The organism is Kitasatospora sp. NPDC057738 (genome assembly GCF_042798815.1).
In the GTDB taxonomy this organism is placed as follows: Bacteria; Actinomycetota; Actinomycetes; order Streptomycetales; family Streptomycetaceae; genus Kitasatospora; species Kitasatospora lactacystinica.
The window spans coordinates 1-24,847 of record NZ_JBHVJT010000071.1; the positions used below are offsets into that span (position 1 = coordinate 1).

The 24,847-nt window shown below is 77.3% G+C and carries 3 protein-coding genes; all 3 read right to left on the reverse strand.

Features of this window, described 5'->3' with window-relative positions; translation table 11 throughout:
* The coding region (locus tag ACFVGO_RS30840; RefSeq protein ID WP_380635294.1) for a type I polyketide synthase at positions 1–3,521 on the reverse strand (3,521 nt) is incomplete at its 3' end.
* A gap of 19 nt (positions 3,522–3,540) precedes the next feature.
* A complete protein-coding gene (locus tag ACFVGO_RS30845; protein WP_380635303.1) occupies positions 3,541–8,145 on the reverse strand; it encodes an SDR family NAD(P)-dependent oxidoreductase in 4,605 nt (1,534 codons plus the stop codon).
* A gap of 23 nt (positions 8,146–8,168) precedes the next feature.
* Complete coding sequence (locus ACFVGO_RS30850; RefSeq protein WP_380635296.1) at positions 8,169–24,587, reverse strand: type I polyketide synthase; 16,419 nt, start codon at positions 24,585–24,587, stop codon at positions 8,169–8,171.
* Between the last annotated feature and the right edge of the window lie 260 nt (positions 24,588–24,847).

Genomic DNA, 24,847 nt, shown 5'->3' on the forward strand with positions numbered 1-24,847 from the left:
TCCGCACCCAGCGCCCCGGTGCCACCGGTCACCAGCACCGTGCCCGAGGGCGTCCCGAGCGGTTCGGCACCGTCCGGTCGGGCGGCCCGCACCAGGCGGCGGACGTACGTGCCGGCGCCCCGGACGGCGACCTGGTCCTCGGTGCCGGTCAGGACGGCGGCCAGCCGGGCGGCCGTCCTGGCGTCCTCGGCGGGCGGCAGGTCGACCAGCCCGCCCCAGCGTTCCGGCAGCTCCAGGGCGGCGGCCCGGCCGAGGCCCCAGAGCTGCGCCGCCACCGGGTCGGACGGACCGTCGGAGCGGCCCACCGACACCCCGCCCCGGGTGGCCAGCCAGAGCGGGGCGTCGATGCCCGCGTCGCCGAGCGCCTGGATCAGCGCGACGGCCGCCGGGACCGGCTCGGGGTGTCGGGCCGGGCAGGCGACCACGCCGGCCGGGGCGGCCGCGAGCTCGCGCAGCCGGGCGGCCAGGGAGGCCCGGGTGGCCCCGGGGTCGAACTCCAGCAGGACCACGTCGGCACCGGCGGCGGCCAGCAGCCGCTGGGCGTCGGTGTCCCCCGGGGTCGCGACGACCAGCCAGGTGCCGGTGAGCGTGCCCGCGGCGGGCGCGTCGGCGAGCGGCTTCCAGCGGACCCGGTAGCGCCAGGAGTCGATGACGGCCTCGTCCCGGCGGCGGCGCCGGAAGGAGGACAGCGCGGGCAGCACGGCCCGCAGCTCCCCCTGGTCCGCGTCCACGCCGAGGGCGCCGGTCAGTTCGGCCACGTCCTCGCGCTCGACGGCGGCCCAGAACCGGCCCTCGGCGGTGCCCTCCACTCCCTCGGCCGCGGCGGCGGGAGGAGCGGCGGGACGGGCCCAGTAGGACTGGTGCTGGAAGGCGTACGTGGGCAGCGCGACCCGCCCCTCGCCACGGCCCGCGAAGGCCGCCGGCCAGTCCACGGCGGCACCCGCCGTCCAGAGCGCGCCGACGGCGGCGTGGAAGGTGCGCACGCCGTCGTGGCCTGCGCCGCGCAGCAGCGGCGCGAAGGCGCCCTCGGCGCCGGCGTGCTGGGCCATCCCGCACAGCACGCCGTCGGGGCCGAGCTCGGCGAAGCGGGTGACGCCCCGTCGGCCCAGGGCGTCGACGCCGTCGGCGAAGCGGACGGCCTCCCGGACCTGGCGCAGCCAGTAGTCGGGGGTGGTGAGCAGGCCGGGTTCGGCGATCCCGCCGGTCAGGTTGGAGACGATCGGAACGCGCGGCTCGGCGAAGGTCAACTCCGCCAGCACGGAGGCGAATTCGGTGATCATCGGCTCCATCAGGGCCGAGTGGAAGGCGTGCGAGACCGTCAGCCGGCGGATCTTGCGACCCTCGGCCTTCCAGCGCGCGGCGTACTCCTCGATCGTTTCGACCGGACCGGAGACCACGAGGGAGGTCGGGCCGTTGACGGCCGCCACGTCCAGGCGGTCACCGATCTCCGAACGCACCTCGGCCTCGGCGGCCTGCACCGCCAGCATCGCCCCGCCGCTCGGCAGCGCGTCCATCAGCCGACCGCGCGCCGCCACCAGGGCGCACGCGTCCGCCAGCGAGAACACCCCGGCGCAGTGCGCCGCCGCCACCTCACCGATCGAATGCCCGAGCAGCACGTCCGGGACCACGCCCCAGGACTCCAGCAACCGGAACGACGCCACCTCGACCGCGAACAGCCCGGCCTGCGCCCACACCGTACGGTCCAGATCCTCCGCACCCGAGAAGACGACCTCGCGCACCGACCGCCCGAGCCTCCCGTCCAGCTCCGCACAGACCGCATCGAACGCCGTCGCGAACACCGGGAACGCCTCGTACAACCCCCGGCCCATGCCGACCCGCTGCGCCCCCTGACCGGTGAACAGGAACGCCGTCCGCCCCTCGGTCGAGACCCCGGTCAGCACGTCCTGGGCGGAACGTCCCTCGGCCAGCGCCGCCAGCCCCTCGCCGAGGCCGACGGCCGAGTCCCCGAGGACCACCGCGCGGTGCTCCAGCGCCGCCCGGGTGACGGCCAGCGCGTGCCCCGCGGCCGCCGGGTCGGGCCCGGTCGCCGCGAACTCGGCCAGCCTCGCCGCCTGTCCGCGCAGCCCCTCCGGGCTCTTCGCGGACACCGGCCAGAGCGCCGGGCCGCCGTTCTCCACCGCTTCCGGTGCGGGCAGCGGATCGCCCTGCTCCAGGATGACGTGGGCGTTGGTGCCGCTGATCCCGAAGGAGGACACGCCCGCGCGGCGCGGACGGTCCGCCTCCGGCCAGGGCCGGGCCTCGGTCAGCAGTTCCACCGCGCCCGCCGACCAGTCCACGTGGGGCGTCGGCTGCTCGGCGTGCAGGGTGGCGGGCAGCAGGCCGTGGCGCATCGCCTGCACCATCTTGATGATGCCCGCGACACCGGCCGCCGACTGGGTGTGGCCGATGTTGGACTTGATCGAGCCCAGCCACAACGGCTCGTCGCCGCGGTCCCGGCCGTAGGTCGCCAGCAGCGCCTGGGCCTCGATCGGGTCGCCGAGCCGGGTGCCGGTGCCGTGCGCCTCCACCACGTCCACCTCGGAAGGGGCGAGCCGCGCGGAGGCCAGCGCCTGCCGGATCACCCGGCGCTGCGAGGGGCCGTTCGGCGCGGTCATCCCGTTGGAGGCGCCGTCCTGGTTGACCGCGCTGCCGCGCACCACAGCCAGCACCTCGTGCCCGTTGCGGCGCGCGTCCGACAGCCGCTCCAGCAGCAGCAGTCCGACGCCCTCACCCCAGCCGGTGCCGTCCGCGCCGGCGCCGAAGGAGCGGCACCGCCCGTCCGAGGCGAGGCCCTGCTGGGCGCTGAAGGCGTGGAAGACCTCCGCGTTGGTCAGCACGGTCACCCCGCCGGCCAGCGCCAGCGTGCACTCCCCGGCGCGCAGCGCCTGGACGGCCAGGTGCAGCGCCACCAGCGAGGAGGAGCACGCGGTGTCCACCGTGACCGCCGGGCCCTCCAGCCCGAACACGTACGCCACCCGGCCGGAGAGCACGCTGGTCGCTCCGCCGGCCAGGACGTACCCCTGGTCGGCGTCGGCCGCACCGACCCCGTAGCCGGAGGAGGTCGCGCCGACGAACACCCCGGTCCGGGTGCCGCGCACGGTGTCCGGCGCGATCCCGGCCCGTTCGAAGGCCTCCCAGCCGCTCTCCAGCAGCAGCCGCTGCTGGGGGTCCATGGCGAGGGCCTCGCGCGGGGAGATCCCGAAGAACGCGGCGTCGAAGCGCTCGGCGCCGTCCAGGAACCCGCCCTGGGCGGCGAGGTCGCTCGCCGCGGCGTCCGCGCCGAGCCCGTCCGCCCTCCAGCCGCGCTGCTCGGGGAAGGGCGCGATCGCGTCGCCGGCCCGTTCGACCAGCCGCCAGAGGTCCTCCGGCGAGGAGACGTCGCCGGGGTAGCGGCACGCCATCGACACGATCGCCACGGGTTCGCTGACCGCGGCGGTCAGTTCACGGTTTCGGGCGCGAAGCTTCTCCGTCTCCTTGAGGGAAGCTCGCAACGCTTCGACATAGTCCTGGGTAGAGGCCATCGCAAGCTCCGTACTGCGGTCAGGAATCACGTTCGCCGAGGGCCAGCCTCAGCAGGCTTTCGCCGTCCATCTCGTCGATCGACTCGATGGCGGTCACGGGTGCGGCGTCCTCGGCGGCGGGCGCGGACTCCTGCGAGGCGAGCCGCAGCAGCGGCTCCAGCAGTCCGGACTCGCGCAGCCGGGACACCGGGACGGTGAGCAGGGCGCGGCGCGCCTGCTCCGCCTCGTCGGCGTCGAGGGCGTCGTCGCCGAGCAGTTCGGCCGTGATCTGCTCGGCCAGCGCCCTCGGGGTGGGGTGGTCGAAGATCAGGGTGGCGGGCAGGGCCAGCCCGGTGGCCGCGGTCAGCCGGTCGCGCAGTTCGACCGCGGTCAGCGAGTCGAACCCCAGGTCGCGGAAGGCCCGGTCGGCGACGACCGACCCGGCCGCGCTGTGGCCGAGGACCAGCGCGGCCTGCTGCTGCACGGTCTCCAGCAGCAGGGCGAGGCCGTCCTCACCGGACAGCCCGGCGAGGCGCTCGCGCAGCGCGGTGCCGTCCTGCGGGCCGCCGGCGGCACCCGCGGCGAGGACCTGCCGCACCTCGGGGACGTCCTCGATCAGCGGCTGCGGGTGGTACGCGGTGAAGCCGGGCACGAAGGCCTGCCAGTCCACGTCCGCGACGGTCACGCAGACGTCGCCGGTCCGGATCGCCGTGTCCATCGCCTCCAGGGCGAGGTCCGGGGCCATCGCCCGCAGGCCGCGGCGGCGCAGGAACTCCTCGGCGTCGGCGCCGCCGGCCATGCCCTCGCCCGCCCACGGGCCCCAGGCCACGGAGGTGGCCGCCAGCCCGCGGGCCCGGCGGTCGACGGCGAGGGCGTCCAGCGCGGCGTTCGCCACCGCGTACGCGGACTGCCCGCCGCTGCCCCAGACGCCGGCGACGGAGGAGAAGAGCACGAAGTAGTCGAGGGGGGTGTCCCCCAGCAGCTCGTCCAGGCAGACCGCGCCTTCGGCCTTGCCGTCCACGATCGCCGCGAACCCGGCGCGCGCGGTGCTGCCGAACGGCGTCGGGTCGCCGACGCCGGCCGCGTGCACCACGCCGCTCAGCGGGAACTCCGCCGGGACGGCGGCCAGCACCCCGGCCATCCCTTCCCGGTCCGCCGTGTCGCAGGCGGCGACGGTCACCCGGGCGCCCAGCGCCTCCAGTTCCGCGACCAGCTCCGCCGCCCCCGGCGCCGTCGGGCCCCGGCGGGAGACCAGCACCAGGTGGGGGACGCCCTGCCCGGCCAGCCGGCGCGCCACGGCGGCGCCCAGCGCTCCGGTACCGCCGGTGACCAGGACGGTGCCGGTGGCGGGGGCGGGGTCGGCCGTCACCGGCCCGGTTCCCGCCGGGACCAGCCGGCGGGCGAAGGTCCCGGTGGCCCGGACGGCGACCTGGTCCTCGGTTCCGGACAGCACCTCGGCCATCCGGTCACCGAGCACCGGCCCCGCCGGACCGCAGACGTCCACCAGCCCGCCCCACAGGCCGGGCAGCTCCAGGCCGACCACCCGGCCCAGGCCCCAGATCCGGGCGTGTCCGGGCCGGACGGTCTCCTCCTCGCGCACGGTCACCGCGCCGGAGGTGACCCACCAGAGCGGCACCCGCAGGTCCAGGGCGGTGAGCGCGTCGATCAGGTCCAGGGCGTCGGCGACGGGATCGGCTTCCGGGGCCGTGCCGGGGAAGGCGAGCACCCCGGCCGGGTCCGCGATCCGGGCGAGGTCGTCCGCCAGCCGCTCGGTCGTGGTCCGCACCACCCGGGCGCCCGCCCGCTCCACGGCGGACAGGCAGGCCTCGGCCAGGTCGGACCCCGGGGCGCCGGACTCCGCCGCCCCGGCGGGCAGCACCGCCAGCCAGCTGCCGGTCAGCAGCGGCGGAACGGCCGCGGTGGGCACCGGCTTCCAGGTGATCCGGTAGCGCCAGGCGTCGGACGTCTCCTCCGGCCGGGCGGGGTGACGCGCGACGGGCGGCTGCGCCCAGTAGTGCTGCCGGTCGAAGGCGTACCGGGGCAGCAGCGCCCGGTGCCCGCCCCAGTCGGCGTAGACGGCCGGCCAGTCCACGGCCGTCCCGGCGGTCCAGAGCGCGCCGAGCGCGGCCAGGGCGCTCTCCGTCTCGTCCCGCTCGCGGCGCAGCAGCGGCGCGAACGTGCCCTTGGCGTCGGCCTGTCGGGCCAGGGCGGACAGCACGCCGTCGGGGCCGAGCTCGGCGAAGCGGGTCACGTCCTGGCCGCCCAGGGTGTCGACGCCGTCGGCGAAGCGGACGGTCTCCCGGACGTGGCGCAGCCAGTAGTCGGGGGTGGTGAGCAGGCCGGGCCCGGCGATCCCGCCGGTCAGGTTGGAGACGAGCGGAATGCGCGGCTCGGCGAAGGTCAACCCGCCGAGCACGGCGGCGAATTCGGCGAGCATCGGCTCCATCAGGGCCGAGTGGAAGGCGTGCGAGACGGTCAGCCGACGGGTCTTGCGGCCCTGGGAAGCCCACTCGACCGCGAACTCCTCGACCACCTCGACGGGGCCGGAAACCACCACCGAACGCGGCCCGTTGACGGCCGCCACGTCCAGCCGGTCACCGATCTCCGCCCGCACCTCGGCCTCGGTGGCCTGCACGGCGAGCATCGCCCCGCCGCTCGGCAGCGCGTCCATCAGCCGACCACGCGCCGCCACCAGGGCGCACGCGTCCGCCAGCGAGAACACCCCGGCGCAGTGCGCCGCCGCCACCTCACCGATCGAATGCCCGAGCAGGAACTCCGGGACCACGCCCCAGGACTCCAGCAGCCGGAACGACGCGACCTCGACCGCGAACAGCCCGGCCTGCGCCCACACCGTCCGGTCCAGATCCTCGACGCCGTCGAGGACGACCTCCCGCACCGACCGCCCGAGCCTCGCGTCCAGCTCCGCGCAGACCGCGTCGAAGGCCGCCGCGAACGCGGGGAAGGCCTCGTACAGCCCCCGGCCCATGCCGACCCGCTGCGCCCCCTGCCCCGTGAACAGGAACGCCGTCCGGCCCTCGCCGGCCGGGTCGCCCGCGGCCAGCGCGTCGAGCTCGGCGGTGAACGCCTCGCGGTCGCCGCCGAGCAGGACCGCGCGGTGCTCCATGACGGTACGGGCGAGCAGCCCGCGCCCGACGTCCACCGGTCCGGCCTCCGGCGTGGCGGCCACGAAGGCCCGCAGCCGGCGCGCCTGGGCCCGCAGGCCGTCGGCCGTCCGGGCCGAGAGCGGCCAGGGCACGAGGGCCGGGGAGCTCGCCGGTTCGGGGGCCACGAGGGCCTCGCCCTGCTCGATGACCACGTGGGCGTTGGTGCCGCTCACCCCGAAGGAGGAGATCGCCGCCCGGCGCGCCCGGTCCGCCTCCGGCCACGGCCGGGCCTCGGTCAGCAGCTCGACCGCGCCCGCCGACCAGTCCACCAGCGGGGTCGGCTCGTCCACGTGCAGGGTGGCCGGCAGCACGCCGTGCCGCATCGCCAGCACCATCTTGATCACGCCCGCCACCCCGGCCGCGGCCTGGGTGTGGCCGAGGTTGGACTTCACCGATCCGAGCAGCAGCGGACGGCCCTCGGGCCGGCCCTGGCCGTACGTGGCGAGCAGCGCCTGGGCCTCGATCGGGTCGCCGAGGCGGGTGCCGGTGCCGTGCGCCTCCACCGCGTCCACCTCGGCGGGCGAGAGTCCGGCGGCGGCCAGGGCCTCCCGGATCACCCGCTGCTGGGACGGCCCGTTGGGGGCCGTCAGCCCGCTGGAGGCGCCGTCCTGGTTGACCGCGCTGCCCCGCACCACCGCGAGCACCTCGTGGCCGAGCCGCCGGGCGTCGGAGAGCCGCTCCACCAGCAGCACGCCGGCGCCCTCGGCCCAGCCCATCCCGTCGGCGGCGGCGGCGAAGGACTTGCAGCGGCCGTCCGCGGCCACGCCCTGCCCGCCGCCCAGCGAGCCGAACACCTCGGGCGCGGCCATCACGGTCACCCCGCCGGCCAGCGCCAGGTCGCACTCCCCGCCCCGGAGGGCCTGCACGGCCAGGTGCAGGGCGACCAGCGAGGAGGAGCAGGCGGTGTCCACGGTGACCGCGGGGCCCTCCAGGCCGAGGGCGTAGGCCACCCGGCCGGAGACCACGCTGCCCGCGGTGGCGGTGCCGAGGTAGGCCTCGGCGCCCTCGCCCCCGCCGGGGAGGTAGTCGTGGTACATCATCCCGGCGAACACCCCGGTCCGGCTGCCCCGCAGCCGCTCCGGGTCCAGTCCGGCGTACTCGAAGGCCTCCCAGGAGGCTTCGAGGAACAGCCGCTGCTGCGGGTCCATCGCCAGCGCCTCACGCGGCGAGATCCCGAAGAACGCCGGGTCGAACCAGCCCGCCTCGTGCACGAAGCCGGCCTGCCGCGCACCGTCGCCGCCCAGGGCCGCGAGGTTCCAGCCGCGGTCGGTGGGCAGTCCCGACTGGCCCTCGCCGCCGGTGGCGACCAGCCGCCACAGCTCCTCCGGGCTGGCGATCCCGCCGGGCAGCCGGCAGGCCATCCCGACGATCGCGATCGGCTCCCGGGCCTTCTCGTGCACCTCGCGCAGCTCCTGGCGGGCCTCCTGCAACGCGGCCGTGGCCTGGCGCAGGTACCGGAGCAGCTCTTCTTCCCTGGTCACGCTCATGTCGTCTCCCCCGGATCTCACTGCGACTGGTCGAGGATCTGGAACAGCTCCTCCGCGGTCGCCGTCTCCAGGCTCGCCGCACTGTCGGTGGTGCCGAACTCGCCGAATCGGGCGGCCAGTTCGCGTAGCCGTCGGCCGACCTCGGCCCGCTCGGAGCCGTCGGTGCCGACGTTCTTCAGGACTTCCTCGAACCTGGCCAGCTCGTCCAGGGCGCTCGCGGCCGGGGCGGTCGGCGCCGGGGCGAGCTCGTCCCGGAGGTGACGCGCCAGGTCCAGCGGCGTGGGGTAGTCGAAGATCAGCGTCGCCGGCAGCCGCAGCCCGGTGGCCAGGGCCAGCCGGTTGCGCAGCTCGACGCCGGTGAGCGAGTCCATGCCGACCTTCAGGAAGCCCCGCTCGGCACCGACCGAGCCCGCCGAGTCGTGGCCCAGCACCGTGGCGGCCTGGGTGCGCACCAGGTCGAGCAGCGCCTCCAGCCGCTCCCGGTCGGAGAGGCCGGCCAGCCGCTCGGGCAGGTGCGCGTCGCGGGCCGCGGCCCCGGTCCGACCGCCCGCCCCGGGCGCCGTCGGCGCCGCGGGGATCAGACCGCGCAGCAGCGGGGGCAGCAGCCCCTGGGTCCGCAGCGCGGCGGTGTCCAGGTTGATCGGCACGACCACGGCGGTGCCGGCGGCCAGACCCGCGTCGAACAGCGCCAGGCCCTCCGCGGTGGACACCGGCGTCATGCCGAGCCGGCGCACCCGGTTGACGTCCAGTTCGGTCAGGTTCCCGGTCATCCCGGTCGGCTGCGCCCACGGGCCCCACGCGAAGGAGACCGTGTCCAGCCCCTCCGCCCGGCGGGCCTGGGCGAAGGCGTCCAGGAAGGCGTTGGCCGCGGCGTAGTTGGCCTGGCCCGCGCCGCCGAAGGTGCCGGCCGCCGAGGAGAAGAGGTGGAAGCCGGACAGTCCGGTGCCGCGGGTCAGCTCGGCCAGGTGCAGCGCACCGCCGACCTTGGCGTGCAGGACCCGGTCGACGCGCGCCGGGTCGAGCCCGACGAGCACGCCGTCGTCCAGTTCGCCGACCGCGTGCACGACGGTGCGCAGCGGGGCGTCGGCCGGGATGCCGGCCAGCAGCGCGGCCGCCGCCGTGCGGTCGCCCACGTCGCAGGCCGCGATCTCGGCCTCGGCGCCCAGGTCGGCCAGTTCGGCGACCAGTTCGGCGGCGCCGGGGGCCTGCGGTCCGCGCCGGCCGGCCAGCACCAGGTGCCGGACGCCGTGCTCGGTCACCAGGTGCCGGGCCAGCGCCTGGCCCAGGGTGCCGGTGCCGCCGGTGATCAGCACGGTGCCGTCCGGGTCGAACACCGGGGTGTCCGGCCGGGCCGGTACGGCCAGTCGGGCCAGCCTCGGCACCCGCACGGCGCCGGACCGCAGCGCGGCCTGGGGCTCGTCGGTGCCCAGCGCGGCGAGCAGGGCGGGGGCGGTGTCCTCGTGGCCGTCCTCGTCGAGCAGCACGAACCGGCCGGGGTGCTCGGACTGGGCGGACTTCAGCAGGCCCCAGGCCGCCGCCGCGGGCAGGTCGGCGGGGGCCTCGGCCGGGTCGGCCGCGACGGCGCCCCGGGTGACCAGCACCAGGCGGGAGGAGCCGAAGCGGTCGTCGGCGAGCCACTGCTGGGCCAGCGCCAGCGCCGTGTGGGTGACGGTGCGGACCGCCTCGGCCGGGTCACCGCCGGTGGCGCCGGCGAGCGGGACCAGGACGGTCGCGGGCTCGTCGGTGCCGCTGAGCGCCGCCGCCACCGCGGCCAGGTCCCGGTGGCGCTCGGGCGGGGCGCCGGCGGCGGTGAGCCGCTCGGCGAGCCCGGACGGGTCGTCACCGGCCAGCAGCAGGCGGCCGGGCCGGGTGTCCCCGGCCGGCGCGGCCCCGGTCCACTCGACCTGGAACAGCGACTGTCCGGGGGCCGGGGCGGTGCCGAGGCCGTCCGGCACCGGCCGGGAGACCAGCGCCTCGACCGAGGCGACGGCGAGCCCGGTGTCGTCCGCGGCCTGGAGGGTGATCCCGTCCGCCTCGGCGAAGGCCAGCCGGACCCGCAGCGAGGTGACGCCCCGCTGGTGGCAGCCGACCCCGCGCCAGGCGAACGGCAGCTCGGCCCGGGCCCGTTCACCGCGCTCGGACTCGCGCAGCGCCCGCAGCATGCCGATGCCGTGCAGCGCCGCGTCCAGCAGCGCCGGGTGGACGCCGAAGCGCTCGGCGTCCGGGCCCGGCTCCGGCAGGGACACCTCGGCGAAGATCTGCTCGTCCCGGCGCCAGGCGGCGCGCAGGCCCTGGAAGGTCGGCCCGTACGCGTAGCCGCGCGCCTCCAGCTCCTGGTAGAAGCCGCCGAGGTCGATCGGCTCGGCGTCCCGCGGCGGCCACTGGGCGAGGTCGAACGCCGGGGCGGGCGGCTCCGGGGCCAGGGTCGCGGTGGCGTGCCGGGTCCAGCCGTCGGTGCCGGCGGCGGCCGTGCAGTCGTCCGGCCGGGAGTAGACGGTCAGCATCCGGCGTCCCGCGGCGTCCGGGGCCTGGACGACGGCCTGCAGGCGTACCGCGCCGTGCTCCGGCAGGAGCAGCGGGGTCTCCAGGGTGAGCTCCTCGACGTGGCCGCAGCCGACCTGCGCGCCGGCCTGCACCGCGATCTCGACGAAGGCCGTACCGGGCAGCAGGACGGTGCCGAGCACGGCGTGGTCGGCCAGCCAGGGCTGGGAGCGGCGGGAGAGCCGGCCGGTCATCAGGACGGCGTCCAGCCCGGCGAGGTCGGCGGCGGCGCCGAGCAGCGGGTGCCCGGTGGCGCCGAGCCCGGCCGTGGCGGCCTCGGCCGCGCCGGAGCCGGCACCTGAGCCGCCGAGCCAGTAGCGCCTGCTCTGGAAGGCGTAGGTGGGCAGGTCGACGGTGCGGGCGCCGAGGCCGCCGAGCAGCTGCGCCCAGTCCACGGCGAGGCCGCGCACGTGCGCCTCGGCGGCGGAGGTCCACAGCCGGTCCAGGCCGCCCTGGTCGCGCCGCAGCGAGCCGACCACGGCGCCGCCGCCGGTGACGGCCTCGTCCAGGTCGTCCAGGGTCTCCTGGATGCCGACGGTGTGCATCGGGTGCGGGCTGGCCTCGACGAAGTGCCGGTAGCCCTCGGCCGCGACGGCGCGCACGGCCTGCTCGAAGCCGACCGTGTTGCGCAGGTTGCGGTACCAGTACCCGGCGTCCAGCTCGGCGGAGTCCGTCCAGCGGCCGAGCGCGGTGGAGTAGAAGGAGACCGCGGAGGAACGCGGGGTGATCCCGGCGAGTTCCGCGACCAGCCGCTCCTCGACGGCCTCGACCTGGGCCGAGTGCGAGGCGTAGTCGACCGCGATCCGGCGGACCCGGACCCCGTCCGCCTCGCAGCCGGCGAAGAACTCCTCCAGGGCCCCGGTCTCGCCCGAGACCACCACGGAGGAGGGCCCGTTGACGGCGGCGACGGAGATCCGCCCCGCCCACGGGGCGATCCGTTCCCCGGCCTTCGCGGCGGGGAGCGCGACCGAGACCATGCCGCCCTTGCCGGACAGCGCGGTGATCGCCCGGCTGCGCACGGCCACCACCCGGGCGGCGTCCTCCAGCGACAGCGCGCCGATCACGCAGGCGGCCGCGATCTCGCCCTGCGAGTGGCCGATCACCGCGTCCGGTTCGACGCCCCAGGAGCGCCAGACCGCGGCGAGCGAGACCATCATCGCCCACAGGGCCGGCTGCACCACGTCGACCCGGTCCAGCGCGGCCGCGCCCTCGACGCCGCGCACCACGTCCACCAACGACCAGTCGGTGTACGGGGCGAGCGCCTCGTCGCAGGCGGCGATGTGCTCGGCGAAGACCTCCGAGGAGTCCATCAGCCCGGCGGCCATGCCGGCCCACTGGGCGCCCTGGCCGGCGAACACGAACACGGTGCGGCCGTTCACGGCCGAGCCGGTCGGGGTGCCCTCGGGGGTCTGCCCCGCGGCCAGCCCGGCGAGGCCGCCGCGCAGCTCGGCCCGGTCGGCGGCGAGCACCACGGCGCGCTCGGCGAACGGGGTGCGGGTGGTCGCCAGCGAGTAGGCGAGGTCGCCGAGGTCCGCCGCGGGCTCGGCGTCCAGGTGTGCCAGCAGCCGTTCGGCCTGCTCGCGCAGGGCCTGCGGGCCGCGGGCGGAGAGCACGAAGGGCAGCGTGCCGGCCGCGCGTTCCGCGCGCGGCTCCTCCTCGGGCTCCGGGGCCTGCTCCAGGACGGCGTGGGCGTTCGTGCCGGTCCCGCCGAAGGAGGAGACGCCGGCCCGGCGCGGGCCCTCGGTGCTCGGCCAGGGGCGGGCCTCGGTCAGCAGCTCGACCCGGCCCGCGCTCCAGTCGACGTGCGGGGTCGGCTCCTCGGCGAACAGGGTCGGCGGCAGGACGCCGGCGCGCAGCGCCATCACGGTCTTGATCACACCGGCGACGCCGGAGACGGACTGGGTGTGCCCGATGTTGGACTTCAGCGAGCCGAGCCCGACCGGCCGGTCCTCGGGGCGGTCCTGACCGTACGTCGCGATCACGGCCTGGGCCTCGATCGGGTCGCCGAGCGAGGTGCCGGTGCCGTGCGCCTCGACCAGGTCGATGTCGCTCGGCCGTACCCCGGCGCTGGCCAGCGCCTGGCGGATGACCCGCTGCTGGGACGGCCCGTTGGGCGCGGTCAGGCCGTTGGAGGCGCCGTCCTGGTTGGTCGCCGAGCCGGTGTACAGGGCGAGCACGGGGTGGCCGTTGCGGCGCGCCTCCGAGAGGCGCTCCAGGACCACCACGCCGACGCCCTCGCCCCAGTTGGTGCCGTCGGCGGAGGCGGCGAACGCCTTGCAGCGGCCGTCCGGCGCCAGTCCGCGCTGGCGGCTGAACTCGGTGAAGGAGACCGGGGTGGGCAGCACGGTGACGCCGCCGGCCAGGGCCAGCGTGCACTCGCCGTTGCGCACCGCCTGCCAGGCGAGGTGCAGCGCCACCAGCGAGGAGGAGCAGGCGGTGTCCACGGTGACCGCCGGGCCCTCCAGGCCGAGCGTGTACGCGAGCCGCCCGGACACCGCGGCGGTGCCCGTCCCGGCCAGGAAGAAGCCCTCGGAGGCGGCGATGCCGTCCTGCGCGTCCACGCCGTAGCCCTGGAAGGAGGTGCCGACGTAGACGCCGGCCTTGGCGCCGGCCATCGTCGCCGGGTTGATCCGGGCCCGCTCCAGCGCCTCCCAGGCCGCCTCCAGCAGCACCCGCTGCTGGGGGTCCAGGGTGATCGCCTCGCGCGGGCTGATGCCGAAGAACTCGGCGTCGAAGTGGCCGGCGCCCTCCAGGAAGCCGCCCTCGCGGACGTAGGTGGTGCCGGGCCGGTCCGGGTCGGGGTGGTAGAGCGCGTCCAGGTCCCAGCCGCGGTCGGCGGGGAACGGGGTGACGGCGTCCTGGCGGCCCAGCACCAGCTCCCACAGGTCCTCCGGGGAGCGGACGCCGCCGGGGAAGCGGCAGCCGATGCCGACGATGGCGATCGGGTCGTCGTCCGCGGGCGCCGCGCCGTGCTCCGGCGCGGGGGCCGCGGTGGCCGGGGCGCCGAGCAGCAGGGTGGCCAGGTGGTCGGCGACGGCGGCCGGCGTCGGGTGGTCGAAGACCATGGTGGCCGGCAGCCGCAGCCCGGTGGCGGTGCGCAGCCGGTTGCGGACCTCGACCGCCATGATCGAGTCCAGGCCGACCTCGCGGAACGCCCGGGCGGGCTCGACGTCCCCGGGTCCGGGGTAGCCGAGCACGGCGGCGGTGTGGGTGCGGACCAGGTCGAGGACGACCCGGCCGCGCTCGCCCGCGGGGAGGGCGGCCAGCCGCTGGGCGAACTCGCCCTCGCCGGCGGGCGCCGCGGTCTGCGGCCCGGAGTCGGCGAGCGCCTCCCGGGCCTCGGGGATCTCGTCGATCAGCGGCCGCTCGCGGGCGGCGCTGTAGGCCGGGGCGAAGGCGGCCCAGTCGATGTCGGCGACGGTCAGCAGGGTCTCGTCGTCGGCGAGCGCCTGGCCGAGCGCGGTGACCGCGAGCTGCGGGTCCATCAGGGCCAGGCCCCGCCGGCCGAGGACGGCCATCGCCTCGTCGGTGGCCATGCCGCCGCCGGCCCAGCCGCCCCAGGCGACCGAGGTGGCGCGCAGCCCGAGCGAGCGCCGGTACTGGGCGAGCGCGTCCAGGCGGGCGTTGGCGGCCGCGTAGGCGGCCTGGCCGCTGCCGCCCCAGACGGCCGCGCCGGAGGAGAACAGGACGAAGGCCTCCAGGTCGTCCCCGGCGAGTTCGTGCAGGTGGACGGCGCCGGCGACCTTGGCCTCCAGGGTGGCGGCCAGTTCCGCGACGTCGGTGTGCAGCACGGGCGTGCTCTGGGCGACGCCGGCCGCGTGCACGACGGCGGTGAGCTCCGGCAGCCGCGCCAGCAGGGCGGCGACGGCGGAGCGGTCGGTGACGTCCACGGCCTCGATCCGGACCTCGGCGCCGAGCGCGGTCAGCTCCGCGGCCAGCTCCGCGGCGCCGGGGGCGGCCGGTCCGCGCCGGCCGGCCAGCACCAGCCGTTCGGCGCCGGCCCGGGCCAGCCAGCGGGCCACGTGGCCGCCGACGGCGCCCGTCCCGCCGGTGACCAGGACGGTGCCGCGGGGCTGCCAGCCGTCCGTGCCCGCGGCGTCCTCGCGCGGGGCCCGGACCATCCGGCGGCCGAAGACGCCGGCGGCCCGCAGGGCCACCTGGTCCTCGCCGGAGCCGCCGTGGAGCACGGCGGCCACCCGGGCGAGGGCGCGGTCGTCCGGGTCGGCGGGCAGGTCGAGCAGGCCGATCCGACGGCCGGTGAGTTCCAGTCCGGCGGTCAGGCCGAGGCCCCAGGCGCCGGCCTGCTCCGGGCGGGTCAGCGGGTCGGCGGCCCCCACCGAGACCGCGCCCCGGGTGGCGATCCAGAGCGGTGCCGTGCCGCCGGCCGCCTCCACGGCCCGGACCAGGGCGACGGTGCGGGCCAGCCCGCGGGAGAGCACCGGGTGGTCCGGGTGGGTCTCCTCGTCCAGGGCCAGCAGGGAGAGCACGCCGGCCGGCCCCTCGGCCACCGCCTCGGCGATCCGCTCGCCGAGGCCGTCGCCGGACGGGTCGTCGGCGGCGGGCGAGACGGTCACCACGCGGGCCCCGTGCTCGCCGAGCGCCCGCGCGCAGAACGCGGCGGTCCCGTCGTCCTCGCCGCCCGGGACGACCAGCAGCCAGGTGCCGGAGAGTTCGGCGCCCTCGGTGCGGGCGATGCGCCGCCAGCGCACCCGGTAGCGCCAGTTGTCGATGGTGGAGCCGTCCCGGCGGCGCGCCCGCCAGGAGGAGAGCACCGGCAGCGCGGGCGCGGCGGCGGCCAGCGCGGCGCGGGCGTCCGGGTCGTCCACGCCGAGTGCCTCGGCCAGCCCGGCCGGGTCGGCCTCGGAGACCGCCGCCCAGAACCGCTCCTCGGCCGGGTCGCGCAGGGCGTCGCCGGCCGCGGCGCCGTGCGCCGTCGGCAGGTCGAGCCAGTAGCGCTGCCGCTGGAACGCGTAGGTGGGCAGCTCGACGGCGGTGGCCGGGACGCCGCCGAGGACCGCGGACCAGTCCGGGCGGGCGCCGTGGACGTGCGCCTCGGCGAGCGAGCGCAGGAACCGGGCCGGGCCGCCCTCGTCGCGGCGCAGGGTGCCGACCACGGTCACCTCGCCGGTGCCGGGGAGCTCCTCGGCGGCCTCTTGCACGCCGGGGCCCAGCACCGGGTGCGGGCTGGACTCGACGAAGGTGCGGTAGCCGTCCTCCAGCAGGGAGCGGACGGCGTGGGCGAACCGGACGGGCTCGCGCATGTTGCGGTACCAGTAGGCGGTGCCCAGCTCGGTGGTGTCGAGCGCGCCGCCGGTCACGGTGGAGTAGAAGGCCGTCCGGGCGGGCCGCGGCTCGATGCCGGCCAGCGCCTCCAGCACGGCCTCGCGCAGCGGCTCGACCTGCGGCGAGTGGCCGGCGCCGTTGACCCGGACCTTGCGCACCCGCACGTCCTCGGCGGCCAGCGCCTCGACGAACCCGTCGACCGTTCCCGGGTCTCCGGCGACCACGATCGAGCGCGGGCCGTTGACGGCGGCGATGTGCAGCTCGCCCGGCCAGGCCTCGATCCGGGCGGCCACCTCGTCCTCGGGCAGCGAGACCGACGCCATGGCGCCCTGCCCGGCGAGCGCCAGGAGCAGCCGGCTGCGCAGCGCGACGATCCGCATCGCGTCGGACAGCGTGAGCGCGCCCGCGACGTGGGCCGCCGCGATCTCCCCCTGGGAGTGCCCGACCACGGCGGCGGGGGTGATGCCGTGCGAGCGCCAGAGCGCGGCCAGCGACACCATCATGGTGAACAGCACGGGCTGGACGACGTCCATCCGCTCGATCGGCGGGGCGTCCTCGGCGCCGCGCAGCACGTCCTCCACCGACCAGTCGGCGTACTGGGCCAGGGCGGCGTCACAGGCCCGGACGGAGTCGCGGAAGACCTCGGAGGCCTCCAGCAGACCGGCGGCCATGCCGGCCCACTGGGTGCCCTGGCCGGGGAAGACGAACACGGTGCGGCCCCCGGCGGCGGCGACGCCGCGCACCAGGCCCTCGGCCGTCCGGTCCTCGGCGAGCGCCGTCAGCAGCTCGGTGAAGGAGTCCCGGTCGTCGGCGAGGAGCACCGCGCGGTGGTCGAAGGCGGAGCGGCCGGACGACAGCGCTCCGGCGATCTGACGGTCCGTCAGCTCCGCCCGGGTGGAGAGGTGTTCGCGCAGCCGTGCGGCCTGCGCGCGCAGCGCGGCCTCGCCGCGGGCGGACAGCAGCCAGGGGGTGGGGGCGCCGTCCAGGGACGGGGCGGCCGGCCGCGCCGGGGCCTCGGCCTGCTCCGGCGCCTCCTCCAGGATCACGTGGACGTTGGTGCCGCTCATGCCGAACGAGGAGACGCCCGCCCGGCGGGTGCGACCGCCCCGCGGCCACGGCACCGGCTCGGTGAGCAGGCGCAGCGCGCCCGCCGACCAGTCCACGTGCGGGGTCGGCTCGTCCACGTGCAGGGTGGCGGGCAGCAGGTCGTGCCGCATCGCCTGGACCATCTTGATCACGGCGGCGACGCCGCCCGCGGACTGGGTGTGCCCGATGTTGGACTTGACCGAGCCGAGCCACACCGGGCGGTCGGCCTCCCGGTCCCGGCCGTAGACGGCCTGGAGCGCCCGTGCCTCGATCGGGTCGCCCAGCTCGGTGCCGGTGCCGTGCGCCTCGATGGCGTCGACGTCGCCGGGGGCGAGCCGGGCGGCGCTCAGCGCCTGCCGGATGACCTTCTGCTGGGCCCGGCCGCTGGGGGCGGTCAGCCCGTTGCTGGCGCCGTCGTGGTTGACGGCGGTGCCGCGGACCAGGGCAAGCACCCGGTGGCCGTTGCGGCGGGCGTCGGAGAGCCGCTCGACCAGCAGCATGCCGGCGCCCTCGCCCCAGCCGGTGCCGTCGGCGGCGGCGGCGAAGGCCTTGCAGCGGCCGTCGGTGGAGACCGCGCCGCCCTGGGTGCCCTCGACGAACATGGTCGGCACGACCATCAGGGTCACGCCGCCGACCAGCGCGAGCGAGCAGTCGCCGCGCCCGAGCGCCTCGCCCGCCGTGTGCAGCGCCACCAGCGAGGAGGAGCAGGCGGTGTCGATGGACAGCGCCGGGCCCTCCAGGCCGAGGGTGTACGCGACCCGGCCGGAGGTGACGGAGGCGGCGGTGCCGAGCATCAGGTGCGGGCCGATGCCCTCGGGCACCTCGGTGGCGCCGACGCTGTAGCCGGTGGTGGCGTTTCCGACGAAGACGCCGGTGGAGCTGCCGTGCAGCGTGGTCGGGTCGATCCCGGCGCTCTCGATCGCCTCCCAGGCCGTCTCCAGCAGCAGCCGCTGCTGCGGGTCCATCGCCAGGGCCTCGCGCGGGCTGATGCCGAAGAAGGCGGGGTCGAAGTCGGCCAGGCCGTCGACGAAGCCGCCGTCGAGGCCGTCCGCGAAGCCCTCCGGGAAGGCTCCGAGGTCCCAGCCGCGGTCGGTGGGCACCGGGGTCATGGCGTCCACGCCCTGGCTGACGATCCGCCACAGCCCCTCGGGGGTGTCGGCGCCGCCGGGCAGTCGGCAGCTCATGCCGATGATCGCCAGCGGGTCGTCGGCCGGGCCGGTGGCGGCCACCGGGGCCGGGCCGGCGGTGGCGGTCCCGGACGCGGGCTCGGGCTCGGACGCGCCGAGCAGTTCGCGACCGAGCTCCTCGGCGAGCAGCGCCGGGGTCGGGTGGTCGAAGACCAGGGTGGCCGGCAGCCGCAGCCCGGTGACGGCGGAGAGCCGGTTGCGCAGCTCGACCGCGGTCAGCGAGTCGACCCCGAGCTCCTTGAACGCCCGGTTCGGGTCGACCGGTTCGGGCCCGGCGAAGCCGAGCACGGCGGCGGCCTGGCCGCGCACCTGCTCCAGCAGCAGCCGGAGCCGGTCCTCCGCGCCGAGTCCGGCCAGCCGGCGGCCGAGGGTCGAACCGGCGGCGGCCGGGTCGGCGCCGGAGACGCGCCGGGTGCCGCCGCGGACGAGTTCGCGCAGCAGCGGCGGCAGCGACCCCGCGCCGGCGGCCAGGGCCGCCTGGTCCAGCCCGGTGGCGACCAGCGCCGGGTGGGGCAGGGCGAGCGCCGCGTCCAGGGCCGCGAGGCCGCGCTCGACGGAGAGCGGCGGGAAGGCGGAGCGGGCGATGCGCTCGCGCTCGGCCCCGGTCAGCCGGCTGGTCATGCCGGCGGTGTCCTGCCACGCGCCCCAGGCCAGCGACAGCGCGGGCAGCCCGGCGGCGCGGCGGCGGTGGGCGAGGGCGTCGAGGTAGGCGTTGGCGGCGGCGTAGCCGGCCTGCCCGGCGCTGCCCAGGGTGCCGGCGGCGGAGGAGTAGAGCACGAAGGCCGCCAGGTCGGCGTGCCGGGTCAGCTCGTCCAGGTGCGCGGCGGCGTCCGCCTTGGCGCGCAGGACGGCGGCGGCGCGCTGCGGGGTCAGCCCGGTGACCACGGCGTCGTCCACCACGCCGGCCAGGTGGAACACCCCGGTCAGCGGGCGGGTGAGCCCGGCGAGCACCGCGGCGAGCGCGTCCCGGTCGGCGGCGTCGCAGGCGAGCAGTTCGACCTGCGCGCCCCGTTCGGCCAGCGCCTCGGTGAGCGCGGCGGCGCCCTCGGCGGCGGGCCCGGTACGGCTGAGCAGGGTGAGGTGGCGGACGCCGTGGGCGGTCGCCAGGTGCTCGGCGAGGACCCGGCCGAGGCCGCCGGTGCCGCCGGTGACCAGGACGGTGCCGTCCGGGTCGAAGGCGCGCGGCAGGGTGAGGACGACCTTGCCGATCTGGCGGGCCTGGCCGATGTGGCGGAACGCCTCGGGGGCGGTGCGCACGTCCCAGGCGCGCAGCGGCGGCAGCCGCAGCTCGCCGGCGCGGAACAGCTCCAGCAGGGTGGCGAGGATCTCGCCGATCCGCTCGGGGCCGGCCTCGATCAGGTCGAAGGCCTGGTAGCGCACGCCGGGGTGGCGGGCGGCGACCTCGCCGGGGTCGCGGACGTCGGTCTTGCCCATCTCGATGAAGCGGCCGCCGCGCGGCAGCAGGTCGAGCGAGGCGTCGACGAACTCGCCGGCCAGGGCGTCCAGCACCACGTCCATGCCGCGGCCGTCGGTGGCCTCGGCGAAGCGCCGGGCGAAGCCGGTGTCCCGGGAGGAGGCGATCCGGTCGGCGGCGACGCCCAGGGCGCGCACCGCCTCCCACTTGGCCGGGCTGGCGGTGCCGTAGACCTCGGCACCCAGGTGTCGGGCGACCTGGACGGCGGCGGTGCCCACGCCGCCCGCGGCGGCGTGGATCAGCACCGACTCGCCGGCCCGCAGGCCGGCCAGGTCCACCAGGCCGTAGTAGGCGGTGGCGTAGGCGATCGGGACGGCCGCGGCCTCGGCGAAGGACCAGTGCGCGGGCATCGGCGCGAGCAGCCGGTGGTCGGTGACGGCGACGGGGCCGAACGCGGCCGGGCAGAGGCCGAACACCCGGTCGCCCGGGCGCAGGCCCTCGACGTCCGGTCCGACCTCCAGCACCACGCCGGCGGCCTCGCCGCCGAGCACGACCTCGCCCGGGTACATGCCGAGCGCGCCCAGCACGTCGCGGAAGTTCAGGCCCGCCGCGCGCACGCCGAGCCGCACCGCGCCGGGGGCCAGCGGGGCGGCCGGGTCGACCGGCAGCAGTTCGAGGGCCTCCAGGGTGCCCGGGTCGCGGGTGTCCAGCCGCCAGGCCCCGGCTCCGGCCGGGGCCGGCAGGCCGGCGGGCACGGCCGCGCGGACCAGGCGGGCGGCGGCGAGTTCGCCGTCGCGCAGCGCCAGTTGGGGTTCGCCGCAGGCGACGGCGGCGGTCAGCACCTCGGTCGGCACCGGCACCCCGGCGGGGGCGTCCAGCAGGACGAAGCGGTCGGGGTGCTCGGTCTGCGCGGTGCGCACCAGGCCCCAGGCGGCGGCGCCGGCCGGGTCGGCGACCGGGTCGCCGGGGGCGGCGGCGACCGCGTCGCGGGTGAGCACCACCAGGCGGGCGGGCGTGAAGCGGTCGTCGGCCAGCCAGTCCTGGAGCACCGTCAGCACCCGGGCGACGGCCTCCTGCGCCGAGCCGGCCGGGCATGGCAGCACCACGATTCCGGGCACGTGGCCGTCCTCGTCGACGGCCGCGGCCAGGGCGTCCTCGGCGTCCAGCAGCGCGAGGTCCGCGGGCACGGCGACCTCGGTGCCGCCGTCGGCCGGGCGCCGCCAGTCCACCCGGTACAGCCCGGCCGGGTCGGCGGACGGACCGGCGGGGGCGGCCGCGCGCAGCACGAGGCGCTCGACGGTGACGACCGGCCGGCCGTCGCCGTCCCAGGCGACCAGGGAGAGCGCGTCCTCACCCAGCGGGGTGATCCGGGCCCGGACGCCGGGGGCGCCGGAGGCGCGCAGGGCGACCCCGGTCCAGGAGAACGGCAGTCCGGCGGTGAGCGGGGTGCCGTCGGCTCCCCCGTCGGCCGTCGAACGGACCGCGAGCGCGTGCAGGACGGCGTCCAGCAGCGCCGGGTGCAGGCCGTAGCGGCGGGCCTCCTCGGGGTCTCCGGCCCGGGCCTCCAGCAGGATCGCGTCACCGTGGCGCCAGGCGGCGGCCAGGCCGCGGAAGGCCGGGCCGTACGCCAGTCCGGCCGTCTCCAGCAGCTCGTACACGGCGTCCGCGTCGGCCGGGGCGGCGTCGGCGGGGGGCCACTGCTGCGGGGCCGGCTCGGCCGCCGCGCCGTCGGCGGTGGGGGCCAGCACGCCGGTCGCGTGCCGGGTCCAGGGCCGCTCCGACCAGTTGTCGTCGGCCCGCTCCTCGGGCCGGGCGTGCACCGTGACGGTGCGGCGGCCGTCCGGGCCGGCGGCGCCGACCGCCACCTGGACCTGGACCGCGCCGCGGTCGGGCAGCGCCAGCGGGGCCTCCAGGACCAGCTCGTCGAGGTCCCCGCAGCCGACCTGGTCGCCCGCGTGGACGGCGAGTTCGACGAAGGCGGTGCCGGGAACGACGACCCGGCCGTGCACCCGGTGGTCGGCCAGCCACGGGTGGGCGTCGGCGGACAGCCGTGCGGTGAACAGCAGTTCGTCCCCGCCGGCGAGCGAGATCCCGGCGCCGATCATCGGGTGGCCGATGGCGCTCAGGCCCGCCGCGGTGACGTCGCCGCGCCAGGAGGCGGTGTTGGGCCAGTACGGCGAGGTCTCGAAGGCGTAGGTCGGCAGGTCCAGCAGGCGTCCGTCACCGAAGACGGCGGCCCAGTCGACGGCGCCGCCGTGCACGTGCAGGCCGGCCAGCGCGGTGGCGACGCTCAGCGGCTCGGGCCGGTCGCGGCGCAGCAGCGGGGCCAGGAAGACGGTGTCCTCGCGGTGGGCGAGGCTCTCCCGGGCCATGGCGGTGAGCACGCCGTCGGGCCCGAGTTCGAGGTAGCGGGTGACGCCCTGCGCGTCCAGGTGCCGGACCCCGTCGGCGAACCGGACGGTCTCGCGGACCTGCCGGGCCCAGTGGTCCGGGTCGGCCAGCTGCTCGGCGCCGACGGGGGCGCCGGTGAGGTTGGAGACCACCGGGATCACCGGCGGCCGGAACGCGAGCCCCGCGACGACCTCGCGGAACTCCGCCAGCATGCCGTCCATGTGCGGCGAGTGGAAGGCGTGCGAGACCCGCAGCTCGCGGGTGCGCAGGCCGCGTTCGCGCCAGGTGGCGGCGAGCGCCAGGACCGCTTCGCGGTCGCCGGAGACGACCGTCGAGGCCGGCCCGTTGACGGCGGCGACGGCGACCCGGTCGGCCACCGCGGCCAGGTCCTCGCGGACCCGCGCCTCGTCCGCGCCGACGGCGAGCATCGCGCCGCCCTCGGGCATCGCCTGCATCAGCCGGCCGCGCGCGGCGACCAGGGTGCAGGCGTCGTCCAGCGGGAGCGCGCCCGCGACGTGGGCGGCGGCGACCTCGCCGACCGAGTGGCCGAGCAGGAAGTCGGGGGCCGGGCCGAAGGCGGTCGCCAGGCGGTACAGCGCCACCTCGACGGCGAACAGCGCGGCCTGGGTGTAGGCGGTCCGGTCGAGCAGCGCGGCGGTGTCGCTGCCGGGCTCGGCGTCGAGCACGGCGCGCAGCGGCGGGTCGAAGTGCGGGTCCAGCCGTTCGCACACCTCGGCCAGGGCCTCGGCGAACACGGGCTGGGCGGCGGCCAGTTCGGCGCCCATCCGGGCGCGCTGGGCGCCCTGGCCGGTGAACAGGAAGGCCAGCTTGCCGCTCCTGCGGGCGGCGGTGCCGCGCACCACCCGGCCGCTCTCGGTGCCGTCCTCCAGGGCGGCCAGGCCGGCCTCCAGGCCGGCGCGGTCGGCCGCGACGACCACCGCGCGGTGGCTCAGCGCGGCGCGGGTGACGGCCAGCGAGCGGCCGAGGTCCGCCGGGTGCACCGCCGGGTCGGCCGTCAGCAGGGCGCGCAGCCGCGCGGCCTGGCCGCGCAGCGCGGCCTCGCTCTTGGCGCCGAGGACGAAGGGGAGTTCCCCGCCGGCCGGGCCTGCCACGGCCTCCGCCGCCCCGGGCTCCGCGGCCGCGGGCTCGTCGGCCTCCTCCAGGATGATGTGGGCGTTGGTGCCGCTGATGCCGAACGAGGAGACGCCCGCGCGGCGCGGCTCGGCGCCGCGCGGCCAGGGCCGGGACTCGGTGAGCAGTTCCACCGCGCCGGCCGACCAGTCCACGTGCGGGGTCGGTCCGTCCACGTGCAGGGTGGCCGGCAGCACGCCGTGCCGCAGCGCCATCACGGTCTTGATCACGCTGGCCACGCCGGCCGCGGCCTGGGCGTGCCCGATGTTGGACTTGACCGAGCCGAGCCACAGCGGACGGTCCTGCGCCCGGCCCTGGCCGTAGGTGGCCAGCAGCGCCTGGGCCTCGATCGGGTCGCCCAGCTCGGTGCCGGTGCCGTGCGCCTCGACCAGGTCGACGTCCCCGGTGGACAGCTTGGCGCTGGCCAGGGCCTGCATGACGACCCGCTGCTGGGACGGCCCGTTGGGGGCGGTGAGCCCGTTGGAGGCGCCGTCCTGGTTGGCCGCCGAGCCGCGCACCACGGCGAGCACCGGGTGCCCGAGCCGGCGCGCGTCGGAGAGCCGCTCCACCAGGAGCACGCCGACGCCCTCGGACCAGCCGGTGCCGTCGGCCGCGGCGGCGAAGGACTTGCACCGGCCGTCCCCGGCCAGCCCGCGCTGCTTGCTGAACTCGGTGAACACACCCGGGGTGGCCATGACGGTGACGCCGCCGACCAGCGCCAGCGAGCACTCGCCCTGGCGCACCGAACGGGCGGCCAGGTGGAGCGCGACCAGCGAGGAGGAGCAGGCGGTGTCCACGGTGATCGCGGGGCCCTCCAGGCCCATCGCGTAGGAGACCCGGCCCGAGATGACGGCGCTGGCGCCGCCGGTGAGCAGGTAGCCCTCGCCGCCCTCGTGCGGCGCCCCGGCGACCAGCGCGGTGTACTTCTGGTCGCCGGCGCCGATGAAGACGCCGGTGTCGCTGCCGCGCAGCGAGGTGGGGTCCAGGCGGGCGCGCTCGACGGCCTCCCAGCACGCCTGGAGCAGCAGCCGCTGCTGCGGGTCCATCGCCAGCGCCTCGCGCGGCGAGATGTCGAAGAACCCGGGGTCGAACTCGGTGGCCCCGGTGACGAAGCCGCCCTCGCGCACGTAGCTGGTCGCGGCCCGGTCCGGGTCGTCGTCGAAGAGGTGGTCGAGGGCCCAGCCGCGGTCCTCCGGGAAGGGGCCGATGGCGTCGGCGCCGTCGGCCACCAGCCGCCAGAGGTCCTCCGGTGAACGGACGCCGCCGGGGAAACGGCAACTCATCCCGATGATCGCCAGCGGTTCGGCGTCCGCCGCCTCGAAATCGGCCAGGCGTTGCCTGGTCCGGTGGAGATCGGCGGTGACCCGCTTCAGATAATCGCGAAGCGTATCCTTATCAACCATCTGGTGAAACCCTCTTCCACGGATGGCGCGACGAATAGACGGAGACGACCGGCCGGCCCGTTGAGGGAATTCCTGGACTTTCGCCGCCGCCGCGTGCACCAGCCGCCCAATTCACCGGTCCCGCCCGACGCAGGCTAATCGTGGCCCGGCGCCGTCAACCACCCCTAGCCTCAAGGATTCCCCCTTAACCAGCACGCCGCCGGGAAGGATAGGGGTTGACCCCTCATCACCGTCCGCCGGAGCCTGGGGGAAAAATTTCC